Raw genomic sequence first — 18,187 nt, 5'->3', positions numbered from 1 at the left:
TTACCAATTACCCATTACCAAGTTAATTCAAATCTTCACGCACAACTCCATCAAAATCTAAAATGAAGTCTGCACCATAAACTAGCGATGGTGTTTGAAATCCAGGGTGAAATCGTCCTGCAAGAACTCTCGAAACAACTTCTACGGCTGTCACTGTTGTTAACGTGTAACCTTCAGGACATTGCAGACGTGATGTTGCAGTTTTACCAGCGTCGTCTGTAACTTCTCCCCACAGTATACTTGCTCCTTGAGTGCGTTCTATTTCACTAGGTCCTGGTAACTGATTTTGAATCAAACGTTTTTGTAGGTTTTGCACGGGTGGTAGGCTTAGTAATCCACCGAGATAGCGCGTTGCAACCATTCCTATGCGCACTGGTGTGGGAAAGGCGGCGTAAACTTCAATGTTAGGAATACCTGTACTGTAAAAAGCAGTAGATACATCTCCCCAGGGAATTGTTACAGCGGTAACTGCGCCGTTGCCAAAATCAATTGTTCGCGTTTTCCAGGCTGCGGGAACAAAAGTGAGAACTCCATTACGGCGTACTAAACCGCCTTTACCTTGGGCTTCGACCATTGTTATTGCTGTTCCGCGTGAAATTTTGCCTAGTGCTTGAAATGCAAGGGTAAGTTGTGTTGCGTTGGGAAGTCGAGTTTTGAGATGCGCAGCGAGACAATCGGAAGGAACAACATCAAAACCTACACCAGGAAGTAGCATAACCTCTGCGGTTTGGGCTAGGGAAGTTTGAGAGGCGATCGCTTCAAATACGGCAACTTCTCCGGTAATGTCTAAATAATGCGTCTTCTTGCGTAAACATCCGGCAACGAGCGGTTTTGCTGTTTGCGAAAAAGGACCTGCACAGTTTAAAACAACTGGTACGTCGGCTAACGCTTCGTCAACAGCGGCGGTATCCTCTAGGGTGAATGTACAATACTCTAGTCCTAGTTCTGTCGCTAATGGTGCTATTTTTTGAGGATTACGCCCTGCAAGAATTGGCGTTAGCCCTTTTTGGACTGCCAATCGCGCGATGAGTTCTCCAGTGTAACCGTTTGCACCGTATAGCAAGAATGATGACATTTGTGAAAAGGATATCCTCTTTTAAAAGCACTACAATTGTGTGGTTATTTAATATTAGTGGGAATCAACCATTAGCATGATTTTTCATTATTGGTTGGTCTTGTAAGAAGAAATGAAATTATAATTAAATCTTAAAAAGAAAGTATTGTTTTTAAACGTAGACGCATAGCGGTGAGCAGCGCGTTGGGCGGCTTTGCCGACTTGAAGCGACTGCGAACCCGAAGGGCTTGTCGTAGGCTACCACAGAGTGCGCAGAGAATACAGCGCTAACAGAAAGGGAGGAGAATTGATGAGAGGTATACCTATTATTAAAAAGGTGGCAAAGCTTAATTAGTAGAGCGACAAATTATTAATTGAAGAAATAAATTATTAAATTAATTAACTAATCTGTGTACTAGCAAGGTGGTTTTAGTGTCGAAACAAAAGTACAGTCAAAGAAATCGTCGTCAATATCCTCTCTATCGCTTACTCGAATACACTCGTCAATATCGCGGTCAAATTTGGTTGGCATCGCTGTATTCAGTGTTAAATAAAGTATTTGATTTAGCACCACCTGCTTTAATTGGTATTGCTGTTGATGTCGTTGTCAATCAGCAAGATTCAATCATTGCTCGTTGGGGTGTACAAGATGTTTATGCACAATTTATTATTCTTTCTATTCTAACTGTTATTCTTTGGATTTTTGAGTCGCTTTTTGAATATGCTCATTCCCGACAATGGCGAAATTTAGCTCAAACAATTCAACACGATTTGCGTTTAGATACTTATCAACATTTACAAGAATTAGAATTAGCTTATTTTGAAGAACGCAGTACAGGCGGTTTGATGTCAATCTTAAGTGATGATATCAACCAGTTAGAACGCTTTTTAGATATTGGTGCGAATGATTTAATTCAAGTGACAACAACAGTGGTTGTGATGGCGGGTGCTTTCTTTATTATGGCTCCGAGTGTAGCTTGGATGGCAATGCTTCCTATGCCATTTATTCTTTGGGGTTCGGTGGCGTTTCAACGATTGTTAGCGCCGCGTTATGCAGATGTGCGTGAGAAAGTGGGTTTTCTCAATTCGCGTCTTGCAAATAATTTGTCAGGAATGTTGACAATTAAAAGCTTTGTTGCAGAAGACTACGAAGCCCAACGGGTACAAGAAGAAAGTCATGCTTATCGTCAAAGTAATAGAAAGGCGAATGCGCAAAGCGCACACTTCGTGAACGCACTTTCTGCGGCGTTTGTGCCACTGATTCGCATGATTATTTTGGCAGGCTTTACCGCATTATTGCTCTACGGTGGTTTGGCGGCGGTGCAAGGTACAATTACTGTCGGAACTTACAGCGTATTGGTGTTTTTGATTCAGCGATTGTTATGGCCTTTAACGCGATTAGGCGAAACGTTTGATCAGTATCAACGCGCGATGGCTTCCACAAGTCGCGTGATGAATTTACTCGATACTCCAGTGGCGATTCATACTGGAGATGTGGCGCTTCCTGTGGAGAAGGTACGAGGTGAGATTGAATTGCACCATGTTACCTTTGCTTATAATGGACGCGATTCGGTTATTGAAAACTTATCATTGTCGGTTCCGGCGGGAAAAACGATCGCAATTGTCGGTTCTACCGGTTCGGGTAAGAGTACTTTGGTAAAACTCTTGTTGCGGTTGTATGAAGTGCGATCGGGGAGTATTACGCTTGATGGCATTGAGTTACGCGATTTGAGATTTGACGATTTGCGTCGCGCGATTGGGTTAGTTAGCCAAGATGTGTTTTTGTTTCACGGCACAGTCGCCGAAAATATTGCCTATGGTAGTTTCGACGCAACCCCCGCCGAAATTGTCCATGCTGCTACCATTGCCGAAGCGCATGAATTTATTATGCAACTTCCTCAAGATTACGATACCATCGTTGGCGAACGCGGACAAAAGTTATCGGGAGGACAAAGACAAAGAATTGCAATCGCCCGCGCGGTTCTGAAAAATCCTCCAATTTTGATTTTGGATGAAGCAACTTCCGCAGTAGATAATGAAACTGAAGCTGCGATTCAGCGATCGCTTGAGAAAATTACGATGAATCGTACAACGATTGCGTTCGCGTAGCGTACCATAGGTAATCGCACATCGGCTATCTACTGTGCGTAATGCTGATTGTATCTACGTTATGGAATACGGTAAGTTAGTTGAGAAAGGTACTCACGAAGAACTTATCGACCAACAAGGCATCTATACCAGCCTTTGGCGAGTACAATCAGGGTTAAAGTAAACTATTTTGCATAGTCCCTCAATTACCAATTACCGATTACCCATTACCAGTCTCTAAATTTTGAATTGCTTATGTTTTTTGGTAGCCCTCAACCTCATTCTCAAGAAAACACTTGGCGACGTCAACTAGATCAATTTGCTAAAGTAAATCAGCAACAACTCGCAGCTTTGTCTTGGGGATTATGGCTAGAAAATGGCGATAGTCAAGGAACGTTAGGAATTAATTTAAAGCCACAACCGCATTTTGTGTATTGTCCAAAGTCGGCAATTGAAACCTTGAATGATAATGTAGAAAACCAAATTCAAGAAATTCTAGGTATTGTTGATAATCATCAACCTGAAAAAGAAGTTCTAATTATTGGCATTGGTAGCGAACAAATTAAGCTAATACATTATGAACCAGAACCTGCACCGCCTATTTGTTATGCCCAATTAGCAACTGATGTTAATACTTTATTAGAGCGACTGGAGCAAGATTTATCTAAACAAATATCCTAAAACTGAGCGCCTTAAAATATTATGAATGACACCGATAAAAGAAAACTTCTTTCTGGATTAAGTCACGCTGCTTTAATTCTTAACGCTGTTGTCATTCCAGTTCTTGTCCCGATTGTAATTTTGCTAGCAACTCATGACCCAATTGTGCGCGGCAATGCTAAAGAAGCCATTAATTTTACGATTAATATAATTATTTGTGGTGTTATTAGCTCAATACTTATCTTAGTAGAAGGTATTGGTGTTTTCTTGCTCTTTTTCCTCGCTATTATCAGCTTTATTATGCCATTGATTGCTACTATTTATGCGGTGAAAAATGTAAATAAGCCGTATCGCTATCCTTTAATATGGCATTTTCTATAGTTGCAAATAGTCTGTTTATATAAGTGAAGCTGATAAGATCATAGGTCGTAAACTTATTGAAGTTGTCAGGCTTTGAAAAAACAAATCGGAAAATACCTAAAAAAGAGATAATGATTTAAGATCGCTATACTAAGTATCCATTGATTCTAAAGGACAATTCGGCAGAATGCAGCCTGTCCCATCAACACAGCAAAATCAAGCAAGCGAACAGGATTCTGTAGTGGTAGATACCGCAATTTTCTTTGAACTTTCTACGGGTCTGCTGTGTGTCGTTAGCTGGGATGGTACTTTCAAAAAGGTAAATCCAGCTTTTAGTAAGACATTAGGGTTTGCAAATGGGGAACTGCTAGAGCAAAAATTTATAGAATTGGTTCATCCTGAAGATCGCGCTGTGACAAAGGCGGCGATCGCTCAAATTCAAACAAGCGATCAACGGACAGGCTACTTTGAGAATCGCTACCTTTGTCGTGACAGTTCGTATAAAGAGTTAGGATGGACTGTCCGTTTTGAGGCGGAACCAGGATTATTTTATGGAATCGCCCGCGAACTTACTTTGATAAAGTCCACTAAAGATACGGCACTCTATCGCACTTTAGCACGCAATCTCCCCAAAGCTGCTGTCTTCTTATTTGACGATAATTTACGTTACGAGCTATGCGAGGGTCAAGAAATAGCCAGCATGGGCTTTAACCAAGAAACATTGGAAGGTAAAACGATTTGGGATGTATTACCGCCAAAAACTTGTACAGAAATTGAGCCGTTGTATCGTGCAACGCTTGCAGGACAAGAAGTCGTTACCGAAATAGCTTTTTGCGGTCATGCTTACGCTGTGCAAATCGTACCTGTGCGTAATGAACAGCAGGAAATTGTCGCAGGAATGATGCTTCTCGAAAATATTGATGAACGCAAGCAAACCGAAGAAGCGTTAGATCAAAGCGAGGAAACAGTACAACGACAACTTAAAGAAATTGAAGCAATTTACACCTCTGCGCCGGTTGGACTTTGCTTTTTAGATACCAATCTACGCTATGTACGTGTCAACGATCGCCTAGCAGAAATTAATGGTATCCCCGCAGCAGAACATATCGGTAAATCTGTTGAGGAACTTTTACCCGAAATAGGTGAAGTGCAAGCAAAGTTGTTTGCGCAAGTAATTCAAACGGGAGTACCCATTTTAGATGCTGAAGTACGTGGTACTACCCCAGCGCAGCCAGGAATTGAGCGCGACTGGCTAGTAAGTTACTACCCACTACGCGATATTAACGATCGCATTCTAGGGATCAATATTGTTGTTCAGGAAATTACGCAACGCAAGCAACAAGCCGCCGCACTCGCAGAACGCGAAAGACAGCTAACAACGATTTTATCAAATACTCCTGATGTGATTTGTCGCTACAGCAAAGACTTTCGCTATCTTTATATTAGTCCCGCTGCGGAACGCATTACGGGTATTCCTACGCAACGATTTATCGGCAAAACCAATGCTGAAATCGGGATGCCAGAAATATATACTAAGACTTGGGAAAAGGCGATCGCCGAAGTTTTGCAGACACGCGAGCAGCAAATATTAGAATTTAACTTTCCTCTTGCTTCTAAAACATGGTACTTTTACTCGATATTCATTCCAGAGTTTGCACCAGACGGTTCAGTTGAATCGGTACTTGTTGTCAGTCGCGATGTTACCGAACGCCGTCAAGCTGAAGAATCTTTAGCGAAAAGTCAAGATTGGTTGCAACTGTCGCAACAAGCAGGGCAAATTGGTGCTTTTATTTGGGATATTGTCAATGGAGATATTGTTTGGACGCAACAGCTAGAAATTCTCTATGGGTTAACTCCTGGTAGCTTTGGCGGTACTTACGAACACTGGCAACAACAAGTTCACCCAGAAGACATTGTACGGATTGAGCAAAGTTTGCAAGAGAAAATGCAAACTCGCGGCGAAGAGTGGCAAGGCGATTTTCGGATTTTTCACGCCCAAACAGGGGAAATACGCTGGATTGCGGCGAAAAGTCGCTTTTTCTACGATAATTTTGGGCAACCAATCCGCATGATTGGCGTGAATCTGGATATCAGCGATCGCAAACATACAGAAGTTGCACTCCGCGAAAGCGAACTAAATTATCGGATGCTGGCAGATACAATGCCACAGTTATTTTGGACAACACTCCCTGATGGCTACCATGAATACTACAACCAACGCTGGTACGATTACACAGGTTTGACGTTGGAAGAAACGAAAGGTGCTGGCTGGAATCACGTGTTGCATCCTGACGATCAACAACGCAGTTGGGAAGTTTGGCATGAGTCTTTGCGAACAGGGAAAAATTACGAAATTGAATATCGCTTTCGCCGCTTTGATGGCGAATACCGCTGGTTTTTAGGTAGGGCGTTTCCTTTACACGATGATACGGGACAAATTATTCGCTGGTTTGGTTCGTGTACTGATATTCACGATCAAAAAATTGCTTTAGAAGAACGCGATCGCGCCGTCGAACGCGAACGTACGGCAAGATCGCAAGCCGAAGCCGCGAATCGCATCAAAGATGAATTTCTAGCGGTACTCTCGCACGAATTGCGATCGCCGCTCAATCCGATTTTGGGTTGGGCAAAACTTCTTCTCACTCGTCAATTTGATGAAAATACAACGCGCAAGGCTTTGCAAACAATCGAGCGCAACGCCCAATTGCAAACACGCCTCATTGAAGATTTACTAGATATCTCGCGCATTTTACGCGGTAAGCTGAGTTTAAATATCACGCAAGTTAATTTAGTGACAATTGCCGAAGCCGCTTTAGAAACGGTACGACTCGCAGCGGAAGAAAAAGCGATTCACTTACAACTGATTATTGAAGATTCCGCGCGTTATTCTGAATTTCAGATCGCTGGAGATGCTGCACGGTTACAGCAAATTGTGTGGAATCTTCTCACGAATGCAGTCAAGTTTACTCCTCATGGCGGGCGCGTAGAGGTCAAGTTAGAAAAATTAGCATCTTCTTCTGTGCAAATTCAAGTCAGCGACACTGGTAAAGGAATTGCACCTGAATTTCTTCCTCACGTGTTTGATTACTTCCGCCAAGCTGATAGTAGCATTACGCGAAAATTTGGTGGATTAGGATTAGGACTTGCTATTGTCCGTCATTTAGTCGAATTACACGGCGGTACAGTGAAAGCTGATAGTCAAGGTGAAGGACAAGGCGCAACGTTTAGCGTTACACTACCACTTCCCGAATCTGAAATTGTTGATGAAAATTCAGGCGATCGCATTCATTATAATGACTCTGATTTACCGCTATTGGGAATACGCGCCTTAATCGTTGATGACGAAGCAGATATGCGCGAGTTACTCGTTGTAACTCTAGAACAATACGGCGCGCAAGTCACTGCTGCTGCATCAGCAAGCGAAGTTTTAGAATTACCGCAATATCAGATTCTGATTAGCGATATTGGAATGCCTAATATGGATGGTTATACATTAATGCGGCAAATTAGAACTTTACCACCCGATCAAGGAGGATCGATACTCGCGATCGCGCTAACAGCTTATGCAGGCGAAACCGATCAACAAGCTGCGATCGCCGCTGGATTCAACCGACATTTAGCAAAACCCGTCGAACCTGCTAAATTGTTAGCAACCATTGTTAATCTACTAAGCAAAAAATCATAAATCTTGAGTTAAGATCAGCGTCATTACTTGCTGGAAAATCTTTACTTGATTAACCTTTTGTGCTAATTCATCCGGTTGGTAGCATCCTTCTTCAACTTCCTTCGGAGCTACTAAAACAAAGTGTACTTGCGCACACTGAGATGTATCTGTTACCTATATAGCCCACGCAGGTGGGCTTTGTTTATCCAGGCGCGAATTCATTCGCAAAGCCCCCATTATCGTGTCTCATTGACATCATAATTATTCAGGTTGACAAAATCTAAGAATATGTTCCGCAGCAATCTGCGGTTGTTCAAGATGCGGTACATGACCGCAGTCTTTAATCCAAACAAGTTTACTATGAGGAATCGCTTGCTGAAACTTCTCAGCATCTTTAATTCCTAAAATGCGATCGTCTTCTCCCCACAAAATCAGCGTTGGTTGCTCAATTTGCGCTAGCTTTTCTTTAAAAGAAGTGTAACCACCACTTTTGGTAAAAGCAATTAAAGCTTGATTCCAGCCAGGCATATTCAAATGTAATGCCGCACATAATTGCGCGTCAACTGAAGCTAAACTTTTATTTTTATACGCAGCCCGACTAATACTATTACGTACTCTTGGATTGCGTAAAAACTCTGTCGCCAGTCGATCCAGTGGTGGAAACATGAGTTTTCCCATCGCCGAACCAGCGGTAAATCCGGCACTATCTATTAATACTAATTTTTGTACAACTTCTGGATAGTTTAGCGTAAAATCAATCGCCGCTGCACCTCCCATCGACGCACCAACTAAAATCATCGGTTGAGCGATTAAAGCTTCCCAGAAACAATATAAATGTGTTTTAATCGCACTTGGGCTTAAAGCGAGATTTTCAATTCTTTCAGTAAAGCCAAAACCTAATAAATCAACAGCCCAAGTTTGATTCTGAGCAGCTAACAACGGTAGCAAACGACGAAATTCTAATACAGAACTATCAAATCCATGCAACAGTAAAATCGGATGACCGCCGTTACCTTGATGAACATAAGCTGTAGTAATTGCTTGTGCAAATGGAGTTGCGATCGCCTGAAATTTAATACTTTTTGCAAGCTCAATTGACGTTGATTCTGTGAGTTGATTACTTAAATCATTAAAATCAATCTTCATGCTAAATTAGTGCTTTAAAAAAATAAGGTAGTAGTCCTGATAAAAGCATCAGCTTACTACTACCAATATAAAATAGATAACAACGTACAATCTAGCTACAAATAATGTCGTTACTCTCCTGTAACAGCTTCTTTAAGTTGTTCAGCAGCTTGCTTTGTACCAGGGTCGATTGGTTCATCGAGGTTAAGTTTCTCTTTGATATTTTCAAAGAAACCTTTGTTGTTGTCTTGAGCTTTTTCAGCCGCAGTTTTAGTTGCTGATTTGTAGCCTTCTTCTTCTAAAAGTTTTTCAGCTTTTTCAGCTTCTTCTCTTAGTTTTTCAGCCTTAGGACGCCCCTGGCTATCTACGCGGTCAACTTGATACGAAGTTGCTTCGGGTGTAACAGGTTCAGCTTGTACTTGCATCGCTGTACTCACCATAAATGCCAATGCAACGAGAAAAACAGTAACAATCTGCCGCAGTTTAATTCTTTGCAACCACGATCGCTTCATTGAGACTCTCCACTATCGTTCTTGAAGTCGAAATTAAGCTTACACGGTTTAGCAGTACTCTGTTAAGAGTAGTGGGATAGAGATTTATACAAAGTAGTCTTTATAAAGATTTGTAAAAGCAAGATGTCAAGTATTATTACAGAGTTATTCGTTCATCCAATCAAAGGGCTAACGCCGCAAGCCGAAACGCAAGTGAACTTGCAAGCGGGACATGGAGTTATAGGCGATCGCGCTTTTGCGTTGATGTATGATAATTCTGCATCTTCCGATGATGTTGTTCCGTGGATGCACAAGCGTAATTTTGCGATGCAATGCGATCTTCCTGCATTAGCAGCTTTGAATTGTCACTACGATTTTCAAACCACATTATTAACGATTAAGTACAAAGATCGCGAATTACTTGCAGCTAAAACAAACAATTCAGGGGAACGCAACTTAATCAGTTCATTTTTTACTGGCTATCTTGCAACGGATGTGAAATCGCCGTTACGGTTAGTTGGTGAAAACGATGGAAAAACGCGCTACCCCGATCGCCACACAGTACACATATCGATCATCAATCAAGCAACGTTAGACCAAATCAGCGATATCGCTAAACAGCGAGTAGATGTGCAGCGCTTTCGTCCTAATATTGTCGTTGAAGGTATACCAGCCTGGACAGAATTTGATTGGATAGGACAACACTTTCAATTAGGTTCTGCACAAATCGAAGTGACTGCCCCGATCAATCGCTGTTTAAACATTAATGTAAATCCTAAAACAGGTCAGCAAGATTTACCACTACTTTCTTTACTACAACAGCATTTTCATCACAAGCAAACAGGAGTTCTTGCTAAAGTCTTTACTAGCGGTACAATCGCGATTGGCGATCGCTTGCAACCTTTAGATATGTAATATCGCATTGATCGTCCACATGACAAAATCCAGCAAACGTCATGTCTGCTGGATACAATTTTCTATTTGTAATCGAATTACACTTTGTCAATCGTATCCTTTACTGCATCTTTAGCGTCTTCGATTGCGTGCATTGCTGCGGCTTCTTCTTGCTTGGCTTGACCTTCAGCTTTGTCTTTTGTGCTACCCGTAATTTCACTGACAGCTTCTTGAAGCTTGCCTTCGACATTTTTAGCAACAGCTTCGGCGCGGTTTTCAATACTCATAATTATCTCCTTAAAATTGCCTTGATTTACTCGATTATTAACTTAAAGTATTTACTGAAGATTGGCATCTCTCATTAGTTATATTTTTCGTAGTTGAATAAAAAAATGCGCTCAGAGATGATATCTGTAAGAGGTTTTCTCAGTAAACTTACGGTTAATCAGTGAAAAATACTAGCTCACTTTATTAACTATGTATTTCATATAAAAAATACTTATTCAAGGTGTGTATTAGTAATTTTACGGGAACAGTAAGAACAAGCAATTTTTAGCTTTCAACTCTAAAGTAGAGAAACTGAGTTTATATCATGTCCTCTTCTCGCTGGCATTCCTCGACAACACAATCGAATTCAAATCCTCAATCGAAAAATTGTTTCAATCAATTAGGGAAGCAAGCAAAACGGGCAGATGATAACAATAGTGGCTTAAATAAGCCTGCACAACGTAAATCTTGTAGTTTACGGTGGCAAGCAAGAATCTTATTTTGTAGTGCGATCGCAACTTTAGCAACTGTATTATATGCTACTGCCGCCACTATTTTACTGAGAAGCTTGGAGAACGTTGAAATTGAAGATACCTACCAAAACGTTGAAGGATTTTTAGATACTTTTGCGCAATCGCAGGTAGATTTTAGCCTACGCGTAACCGACTGGGCAATGTGGGATGACACGTATCAATTCGTGCAAGATAGTAATAAAGAATACATTGAAGTTAATATCACTCCAGAATCAATCCAAAATGTCCAGATTAACGCCGCAGTCTTTCTTAATGCTAAAAATCACATTGTTTATAGCGCAGAATTTGATTTAACAACAAACCAAAAAATAGGTATACCAAAATCATTAAATCAATATATTGCTACCCGCCAGTACTTATTACAACATTCTAATGTTAATAGTAGTATATCAGGAGTCATTGCCCTACCTCAAGGTCCAATGCTGATCGCTTCACGACCGATTATCAATAGTAAAGGTGAAGGTCCAATTCGCGGAACCTTAGTTTTTGGGCGCTATCTTAATAATACAAAAATTGCCAAGCTAGCTAAAAAAAGCCGTTTAAATCTCACATTACATAGCCTGGATCGCGTATTACCTCCAGATTTTCAGATAGCTTTAGCATCACTTTCTCAAACGCAAAGAATTTTTATTCGCCCAATCAGCGATCGCCTAATTGCTGGCTATATTCTACTAACAGATCTAGACAATAAGCCTGTCGCAATTCTACGTACAGATAAACCCCGAACTATCTACTTACAAGGAATCAACAGTCTTCGTTATCTTTTATTGTTATTAATTTTAATTGGATTAATTTTTGCTGGAGTAACATTACCCTTATTAGAACGATTAATTTTATTACGATTTGAGCGACAAGAACGCGAAGAACGTTATCGCGCAGTTGTCACCCAAGCTTCTGAAGGTATTTTTTTAATTGATGCACAAAGTAAGATTATACTAGAAGCTAATGTGGCGTTACAAACTTTATTAGGTTATCAGGCAACGGAAATTTTAAAACTTACGCTGTATGATATTATTGTCGGCGATCGCGAACAAATTGAGGACGATCTCCAGCAAATTTTAGTCAAAGATTACAATCTAACACGCGAATACAAATATCAGTGCCAGGATGGTTCTTTAGTTGATGTTGAAGCAAGTGCAATTCAAATTTTGTATAACGAAAAAGATGCTTTTTGTATTGTAGTAAGAAATATTACTGACCGTAAGAAAGTTGAGACAGCGCTGCGCGAAAGCGAACAACGTCTATCTTGGCAAGCAAGTCATGATTCGCTAACTGGGCTAGTTAATCGTCGCGAATTTGAGCAATGTTTGGTAAATGCTTTAAATAGTGCAAAAAATGAAGGTATAAACCATGCACTGTGTTATTTAGATGTCGATCAATTTAAAATTATTAATGATACTTGTGGTCATGTAGCGGGAGATCATCTGCTACGCCAAGTCAGTACTTTATTTCAAAATCGATTACGCAAAACGGATGTTTTAGCACGTTTAGGCGGCGATGAGTTTGGCATCATTTTTTATCAATGTTCTTTAGAACAAGCTACTCGAATTACCGAAGCCCTACGACAACAACTGAATGATTTCCCATTTATATGGAAAGAGAAAGTTTTTTCAGTTAGTGCGAGTATTGGGCTTGTTGCTATTAATGCAGATACTCCTGATTTAGGGAGCGTTTTAAGCGCTGCGGATGCGGCTTGTTATGCAGCGAAAAATAAAGGGCGCAATCGAATTAATGTTTATCGACCGAACGATCGCGAAATAGCCCAGCAACGAGGCGAGATGCAATGGGTATCGCAAATTCCTAAAGCATTAGAAGAAAATCGTTTCTGCTTATTTTATCAAGAAATTGCCCCATTAATCGGGGAAAATCATCAACAACATTACGAAATTCTGTTGCGTTTAAAAGATGAGAATGGTCAAATTGTCCCGCCAATGGCTTTTATTCCAGCCGCTGAACGTTATAACTTGATGCATCTGATTGATCGTTGGGTAATTTCTACGTTGTTTGCACACCTAGCACAATCGCAAGCCGAAGAGAATACAATTTACGCGGTGAATCTTTCAGGCGCAAGTATCAACGATGACAGTTTTATTGATTTTGTGCAAGCTCAATTTGCATACTATCAAATTCCACCATCAAGTATTTGTTTTGAGATTACCGAAACATTAGCGATCGCTAATTTAAGTCAAGCGGTAGGATTTATTCAAAAACTTAAAAATCTTGGTTGTTACTTCGCGTTAGATGATTTTGGGAGTGGAATGTCTTCGTTTGCGTACTTAAAAAGCTTACCAGTCGATTACCTAAAAATAGATGGTTCTTTAGTAAGAGATATCGTCCAAGATGCGATCGCCTACAGTATGGTAGAAGCAATTAGCCGCGTTGCGACAGTCATGGAACTACAAACAATCGCAGAATTTGTCGAAAACGAAGCTATTCAAGAAAAGCTGCGAAAATTGCCCGTAGATTATGCGCAAGGATACGGAATCGCTAAACCCAAACCGTTAATTTAATATCTCAAACAAGGCTGGTAACTGAGAAGAACATTCGCTACCTATTACCAATTACCTGTCACCGAGTATCATCTACCAAAGCCAAATCCTCAGGTGTATTGCAGTTGAAAAGCATTTCTGCATTCGGTAAAGATAAAACGCGTACAGGGTGTTGTACAAGCCAAGCTTGAAACGATCGCCCGCCTTGGGTAATAAAAGCATTCAATACAGGTAAACAACTACGGCGGTAGAAGCCACACAACGGGTCCCAACCCTTGTCCTGACGCGGTAAAGCAGCGATCGCATCTTCAGGAACATTTTCTAACTCTTCTACCCAATTTTGCAGTACCTCTATTTGCAGTTTTGGTAAATCGCAAGCAAGTAATAATACCCAATCGGTTTGCACCACCGCAAGTCCCTGTGCAAAACCAACTAACGGACCATGTGGGAGTGGTAAAGTGACTTTAGTTGAAGTTGGTGTACTTAGATTTTCTTGCGAAAGTGGAACTTCACGCACAAATTGGCAGTTGTTCAGGGATAAATGTTGATATTTCTCAGGTGTAGGCGTGACAATATAAACTAAATTGCACAAGCTGCTAGCGACATCACACACGCGTTTTAACAGTGGGACTCCTTGAATCGGTAGCAAAGCTTTATCTTCGCCCATCCGCGAACTTTTCCCACCAGCTAAGACTATTGCACTAAGCGAGTGTATCGCGTTTGAAAATGTCATTTGTATCTACTCAGTAAGTGGGTAAAAATGAACATCACTAAAAAGTTGGTAATTGGTAATAAGTAGCGATTAGCTTATGGGAGAATTGCTAAATGCTTTCTCATTACCCATTTAATTACGTCTACACACTGATTAACCTAAACCGCCAAATAGCGGCGGAGAAAACTCTCTAAAGTTTCTAATTTCAAATTAAACACTGATTCTAGGTGTGCAATTTCATCATGCGTACAGAAAAACTCGTTAGCAAGCAAAGTGCGAAAGGTTCCTAAAGTCTTCTGAACTGGAGGATTGAGTAACCCTAATACGGTACGAAAACCATCGACAACAAATAAGGGTGGATTAATAATGATTGGTTCTTGATTAAAAACGCGACCAAAAATGTGGGGAATGTCTTCACGCTGTAAAATTTCTGGTCCTCCTACGGGTAAGATTTGGTTTTTTGCGCCGCCAACCGAAACCGACTTCACCACCATTTGCGCTAAATCGTCTGTACTGACAATTGAAGTGCGATTTTTGGGATCGCCTATCAATAAATACATTCGTGTTTGGCGAAATCGTTCAGCAAGTGATAGCAGATTCGATGATAATCCAGCAGGGCGAAAAATCGTATAATTTAAACCACTCGCTTGGAGATATTGTTCGACTGCGCGTTTGGCTTTGAATGTGGGAGCATCTTCATAGCCACGATCTGCACCCAATACCGAAATAAAGACAAAGTGTCGCACCTGTTGTGCTTGCGCGTGGTCAATTAATTCGATGTTGGCGCGGTAATCTAGTGCTAAAGCATCGCCATCCGAACCATGCGTACTAATAATGTACTGCACTCCTTGACAAGCTTTTTGAATATCCTTCTCTTGGCGCAAATCACCAATAAAAATATCTGCCCCTCGGTGTTCCAACTCTCCATAGCGAGAATTAAGCCGAACAAAAGCACGTACAGGTAATCCCTGTTGTCGCAGCAATCTGACTACTCTCCGCCCAATTTGTCCTGTTGCACCTGTGACTAGAAACATAGCAGCATTGTCCCTGAAGTTTGATAGTAGATAGTCGCCAATAATTCCTAATCCCAAGTTTAAAAGCTAAAATTCGACAACAACAGGAGCATGATCGCTTGGTTTTGGTAACTTTCGTGGAGTGATATCAATAAAGCAGCTTTTTGCTTGTTTGTATAGATCCGAAGTAAGATAGTGATGGTCAATTCTCCAACCTAGGTTACGCCGAAAAGCGCCACCGCGATAGTCCCACCAGGTGTAGTGTCCTGCTTCAGAAGTAAATTTACGAAAAGCATCGCTAAAGCCTAATTCTACGATTTCACGCAGTGCTTGCCGCTCAAGTTCTGATGCCATGATGTGTCCTGTAAGAATTGCGGGATCGTGTAGATCGCGGTCTTCGGGTGCAATATTGAAGTCACCACAGATACAAATGTTAGCGGATAAAACTAAAAGCGATCGCAGGTATTCGCGTAAAACTTGCAACCACCGCAATTTATATTCATACTTATCACTACCAACTGCTGCGCCATTTGGGACGTAAAGATTCACAATCCGCACATTTGCTGTTACCCCCGTAATCAGACGTTTTTGCGCATCAAGTTCGGATAAGTCGGCGATCGCCTCGCCTAATATTGGTGTAAATCCTGTACTGACCTCAGTTAACGGCAAACGGCTGAGAATTGCCACACCATTGTATGATTTTTGTCCAGAAGCATAAATGTGATAGCCAAGTTGTTCAAAAGGCGATCGCGGAAAATCTGCATCGACAACTTTGGTTTCCTGCAAACATAACACATCAACAGGATTTTGCTGCAACCAAGCGACAACGTGTTCTTGGCGAGTCCGAATTGAATTAACGTTCCAAGTGGCAATTTGCATCAAGTATAGCCATGTCAACAGAGTTAGGACATTATAGATAGAAGCTCGTAGTGACTTGCCTGAGGGAGATTTAACGCTGACCCCTGACCTCTGCTATAATTAGCAATCAGCACGAGCTACCTTTAGCTTATTAGTCTGCCACACCCGTGGAACTTGATTATAGTCTTCTGTTTGCGATCGTCCATACAGCAAAATTACTCAGTCTCTACCTCCTGCTTTCTACGTAGCAAAATTGGCGGTTGTGTCACTAGCCCCACGAGATGATCGCTTGTAAAGCAAAGGCTTGATTTATTTTCGTCGATGGGAATTTGAAATAAATAGCTATCTTGTTTTCCCTGAGTGCGTGCCAAAAAAGCCGCAATCAAGCTACGCAATAATGGATTATCCGATTTGACTTTAATTTGATACCGAAACCCACCATTGAGTAAAATTTCGACTAACACTTCTTTATTACTATCGCTTACAGATGAAGCCGCATCGATAATGTCTAGTTCTTTGTTGTCGGACACACTTATTCTCCTTACAACAGTATTAATCTCAACACAACCATACAAGAAATCACACCTCTAGTTTATGAAATCAAAGAGGTGCGAGACAGGAGTAATACTGCTGTAGAGTTAGCTACGACTGAGGTTTAAGATCGCGGAATAATTCTTTAGGAACTACGCCGTGAATGCCCTTGACAATATCGACAACTTGTGAAACTTCAAAATCAATAGCTGCACTACCAACTAATAAAGCATCTTGCTTTGTCATTCCATATTTACTGTTAGCAATTTCAAGATATTCGCGAACAGATTTTTTCATCGCTTCATCTAAATCTTCATCCAAACCAACCGCAATCCATGCATCTTTTGTTTCTCCCATTGGTGTATCTAACTTCATGTTTTTATGCAACACAAGTTCAAATGTGGGAGTTAAAGAACATTCGATTGCCGTTAAAGCCACTTCACCGTTAGCTTGCGCGCAATGCGGATCTCCCGCGTAAAATAATGCCCCAGGAACCTGAACAGGTAGATATAAACTCGAACCTCGACCCAAGAGTTTAATATCAATATTACCGCCATAGTTGCCTGGAGGAACTGAATTAGCTGCTTCCTCGCGGTTTGCAGGGACAACCCCCATAATTCCCATAAATGGATCTAATGGTAGTTGAATTGGAGGTAAGTTATTTTCTGGTTGAAAAATCCCAATTTCCCGCTTAGTATCTAAAGGAATAACCCGCGAATAAATCGGGGCATTATTGAGGGGATATTCTCCAGGAAGCGCACCGCGACTGTGGCGATTAGAAATGACACCGTAAGGAACGCGGTAATCAATTGCTAGTGTTTTGATTTCAAGCGTATCGCCTGGCTGCGCCCCTTCTACATAGATTGGACCCGTAATGACGTGGGGACCTGGACCTGTTTTCTTTACTGCCGATTTGACTTTGAGTTGGTCTGGTAAAATCTTATTTTGAGTCACTCGACTTTTGAGATTTTGCGGAATTCCTCCTTGATTGAAAAAGGCAGCAGTATCGCCTTGATCTGGTAAAATTCCCTCGTGCGACACCGTTTGCATAATAATGCGATCGCCTGATCTTACCCGTGCGATCGGACGACTTTCCGGTTTAAACAGTTCTCCCCAGATCACATTTTCTGGAGTAGACATAATCCGATGCGTTCTGACGGGTGTAGCCGTAGGTGAAGACCAAGCAACTCCATTCAAACTGCACAAAAGTAATCCTATTCCCGCGAAAACTCCTACTATCCGCCATTTGAGAGTGAATCTTTCTAAAACGCGCTTAATCTTGAATCTCAACGTTACATTATTCCTCATTTACCCCTACCATCAACAAAGCCGTGCTACTAGACAATAAATTGCATAGTCTTGTTGTCTATGCTTGATTAATCATCGGCTTTATTTTTGATACAAACGCTCCCGATAAAATGTATCAAATCATACTACTACTCAAGCAA

14 protein-coding genes and 1 pseudogene are annotated in these 18,187 nt (G+C 41.2%); 6 read left to right on the top strand and 9 right to left on the bottom strand.

All coding sequences use genetic code 11. The features are described 5' to 3' along the window. Positions 1 to 22: 22 nt before the first annotated feature. The gene (locus tag GLO7428_RS10040; protein ID WP_015188451.1) at positions 23 to 1,075 is read right to left on the bottom strand and encodes a trans-acting enoyl reductase family protein; all 1,053 of its coding nucleotides are present in this window, start codon (positions 1,073 to 1,075) and stop codon (positions 23 to 25) included. A gap of 411 nt (positions 1,076 to 1,486) precedes the next feature. Here GLO7428_RS10040 and GLO7428_RS10035 point away from each other — a divergent pair. The 4 genes and pseudogenes from GLO7428_RS10035 (at position 1,487) to GLO7428_RS10020 (ending at position 7,847) form a co-directional block, all read left to right on the top strand. Then, a pseudogene (locus tag GLO7428_RS10035) lies at positions 1,487 to 3,326 on the top strand (ABC transporter ATP-binding protein). Between the two features lie 71 nt (positions 3,327 to 3,397). Further along, positions 3,398 to 3,823, top strand: a complete 426-nt coding sequence (locus GLO7428_RS10030; protein WP_015188450.1) for a hypothetical protein — start codon at positions 3,398 to 3,400, stop codon at positions 3,821 to 3,823. Between the two features lie 21 nt (positions 3,824 to 3,844). Beyond that, complete coding sequence (locus GLO7428_RS10025; RefSeq protein WP_015188449.1) at positions 3,845 to 4,183, top strand: DUF4870 domain-containing protein; 339 nt, start codon at positions 3,845 to 3,847, stop codon at positions 4,181 to 4,183. A 166-nt stretch (positions 4,184 to 4,349) separates the two neighbouring features. Beyond that, complete coding sequence (locus tag GLO7428_RS10020) at positions 4,350 to 7,847, top strand: PAS domain S-box protein (RefSeq protein ID WP_015188448.1); 3,498 nt, start codon at positions 4,350 to 4,352, stop codon at positions 7,845 to 7,847. Between the two features lie 240 nt (positions 7,848 to 8,087). On the opposite strand, the gene GLO7428_RS10015 is transcribed toward GLO7428_RS10020, so the two are convergent. Next, the gene (locus GLO7428_RS10015; protein WP_015188447.1) at positions 8,088 to 8,972 is read right to left on the bottom strand and encodes an alpha/beta fold hydrolase; all 885 of its coding nucleotides are present in this window, start codon (positions 8,970 to 8,972) and stop codon (positions 8,088 to 8,090) included. A gap of 110 nt (positions 8,973 to 9,082) precedes the next feature. Then, a complete protein-coding gene (locus GLO7428_RS10010) occupies positions 9,083 to 9,463 on the bottom strand; it encodes a hypothetical protein (protein ID WP_015188446.1) in 381 nt (126 codons plus the stop codon). 123 nt (positions 9,464 to 9,586) lie between these two features. Here GLO7428_RS10010 and GLO7428_RS10005 point away from each other — a divergent pair, with 123 nt between their 5' ends. Further along, the gene (locus tag GLO7428_RS10005; RefSeq protein ID WP_015188445.1) at positions 9,587 to 10,357 is read left to right on the top strand and encodes an MOSC domain-containing protein; all 771 of its coding nucleotides are present in this window, start codon (positions 9,587 to 9,589) and stop codon (positions 10,355 to 10,357) included. Between the two features lie 77 nt (positions 10,358 to 10,434). On the opposite strand, the gene GLO7428_RS10000 is transcribed toward GLO7428_RS10005, so the two are convergent. Then, positions 10,435 to 10,623, bottom strand: coding sequence for a CsbD family protein (locus GLO7428_RS10000; protein WP_015188444.1), 189 nt, complete (start codon positions 10,621 to 10,623; stop codon positions 10,435 to 10,437). 305 nt (positions 10,624 to 10,928) lie between these two features. Here GLO7428_RS10000 and GLO7428_RS25970 point away from each other — a divergent pair, with 305 nt between their 5' ends. Then, positions 10,929 to 13,646 (top strand): EAL domain-containing protein, encoded by a 2,718-nt coding sequence (locus tag GLO7428_RS25970; protein ID WP_015188443.1) that lies wholly within the window; start codon positions 10,929 to 10,931, stop codon positions 13,644 to 13,646. A gap of 58 nt (positions 13,647 to 13,704) precedes the next feature. Here the strand turns inward: GLO7428_RS25970 and GLO7428_RS09990 are convergent, their stop codons facing one another. The 5 genes from GLO7428_RS09990 to GLO7428_RS09970 all read right to left on the bottom strand — a co-directional run bounded on the left by GLO7428_RS09990 (position 13,705) and on the right by GLO7428_RS09970 (position 18,029). Continuing rightward, positions 13,705 to 14,358 (bottom strand): molybdenum cofactor guanylyltransferase, encoded by a 654-nt coding sequence (locus GLO7428_RS09990; protein WP_015188442.1) that lies wholly within the window; start codon positions 14,356 to 14,358, stop codon positions 13,705 to 13,707. A gap of 137 nt (positions 14,359 to 14,495) precedes the next feature. Then, a complete protein-coding gene (locus GLO7428_RS09985) occupies positions 14,496 to 15,371 on the bottom strand; it encodes an SDR family oxidoreductase (protein ID WP_015188441.1) in 876 nt (291 codons plus the stop codon). 66 nt (positions 15,372 to 15,437) lie between these two features. Beyond that, a complete protein-coding gene (xth, locus tag GLO7428_RS09980; RefSeq protein WP_015188440.1) occupies positions 15,438 to 16,229 on the bottom strand; it encodes an exodeoxyribonuclease III in 792 nt (263 codons plus the stop codon). Between the two features lie 194 nt (positions 16,230 to 16,423). Continuing rightward, positions 16,424 to 16,738 carry a hypothetical protein gene (locus tag GLO7428_RS09975; RefSeq protein WP_015188439.1) on the bottom strand — a complete coding sequence of 105 codons (315 nt, stop codon included), beginning with the start codon at positions 16,736 to 16,738 and terminating at the stop codon, positions 16,424 to 16,426. Between the two features lie 112 nt (positions 16,739 to 16,850). Then, entirely contained in the window at positions 16,851 to 18,029 is a 1,179-nt protein-coding gene (locus GLO7428_RS09970) for an acetamidase/formamidase family protein (protein ID WP_196797482.1), read from the bottom strand. Positions 18,030 to 18,187: the final 158 nt, after the last annotated feature.

This window comes from Gloeocapsa sp. PCC 7428 (genome assembly GCF_000317555.1).
Classification (GTDB): Bacteria; Cyanobacteriota; Cyanobacteriia; order Cyanobacteriales; family Chroococcidiopsidaceae; genus Chroogloeocystis.
The sequence above is the reverse complement of the archived record's forward strand: the minus strand, read 5'-3'. Positions and strand labels throughout refer to the sequence as shown.

Excerpts from the sequence above, each read along its gene's own strand:
- GLO7428_RS10040 (WP_015188451.1), bottom strand. The coding sequence starts at position 1,075 with ATGTCATCATTCTTGCTATACGGTGCAAACGGTTACACTGGAGAACTC.
- GLO7428_RS10030 (WP_015188450.1), top strand. The coding sequence starts at position 3,398 with ATGTTTTTTGGTAGCCCTCAACCTCATTCTCAAGAAAACACTTGGCGA.
- GLO7428_RS10025 (WP_015188449.1), top strand. The coding sequence starts at position 3,845 with ATGAATGACACCGATAAAAGAAAACTTCTTTCTGGATTAAGTCACGCT.
- GLO7428_RS10020 (WP_015188448.1), top strand. The coding sequence starts at position 4,350 with ATGCAGCCTGTCCCATCAACACAGCAAAATCAAGCAAGCGAACAGGAT.
- GLO7428_RS10015 (WP_015188447.1), bottom strand. The coding sequence starts at position 8,972 with ATGAAGATTGATTTTAATGATTTAAGTAATCAACTCACAGAATCAACG.
- GLO7428_RS10010 (WP_015188446.1), bottom strand. The coding sequence starts at position 9,463 with ATGAAGCGATCGTGGTTGCAAAGAATTAAACTGCGGCAGATTGTTACT.
- GLO7428_RS10005 (WP_015188445.1), top strand. The coding sequence starts at position 9,587 with ATGTCAAGTATTATTACAGAGTTATTCGTTCATCCAATCAAAGGGCTA.
- GLO7428_RS10000 (WP_015188444.1), bottom strand. The coding sequence starts at position 10,623 with ATGAGTATTGAAAACCGCGCCGAAGCTGTTGCTAAAAATGTCGAAGGC.
- GLO7428_RS25970 (WP_015188443.1), top strand. The coding sequence starts at position 10,929 with ATGTCCTCTTCTCGCTGGCATTCCTCGACAACACAATCGAATTCAAAT.
- GLO7428_RS09990 (WP_015188442.1), bottom strand. The coding sequence starts at position 14,358 with ATGACATTTTCAAACGCGATACACTCGCTTAGTGCAATAGTCTTAGCT.
- GLO7428_RS09985 (WP_015188441.1), bottom strand. The coding sequence starts at position 15,371 with ATGTTTCTAGTCACAGGTGCAACAGGACAAATTGGGCGGAGAGTAGTC.
- xth (WP_015188440.1), bottom strand. The coding sequence starts at position 16,229 with ATGCAAATTGCCACTTGGAACGTTAATTCAATTCGGACTCGCCAAGAA.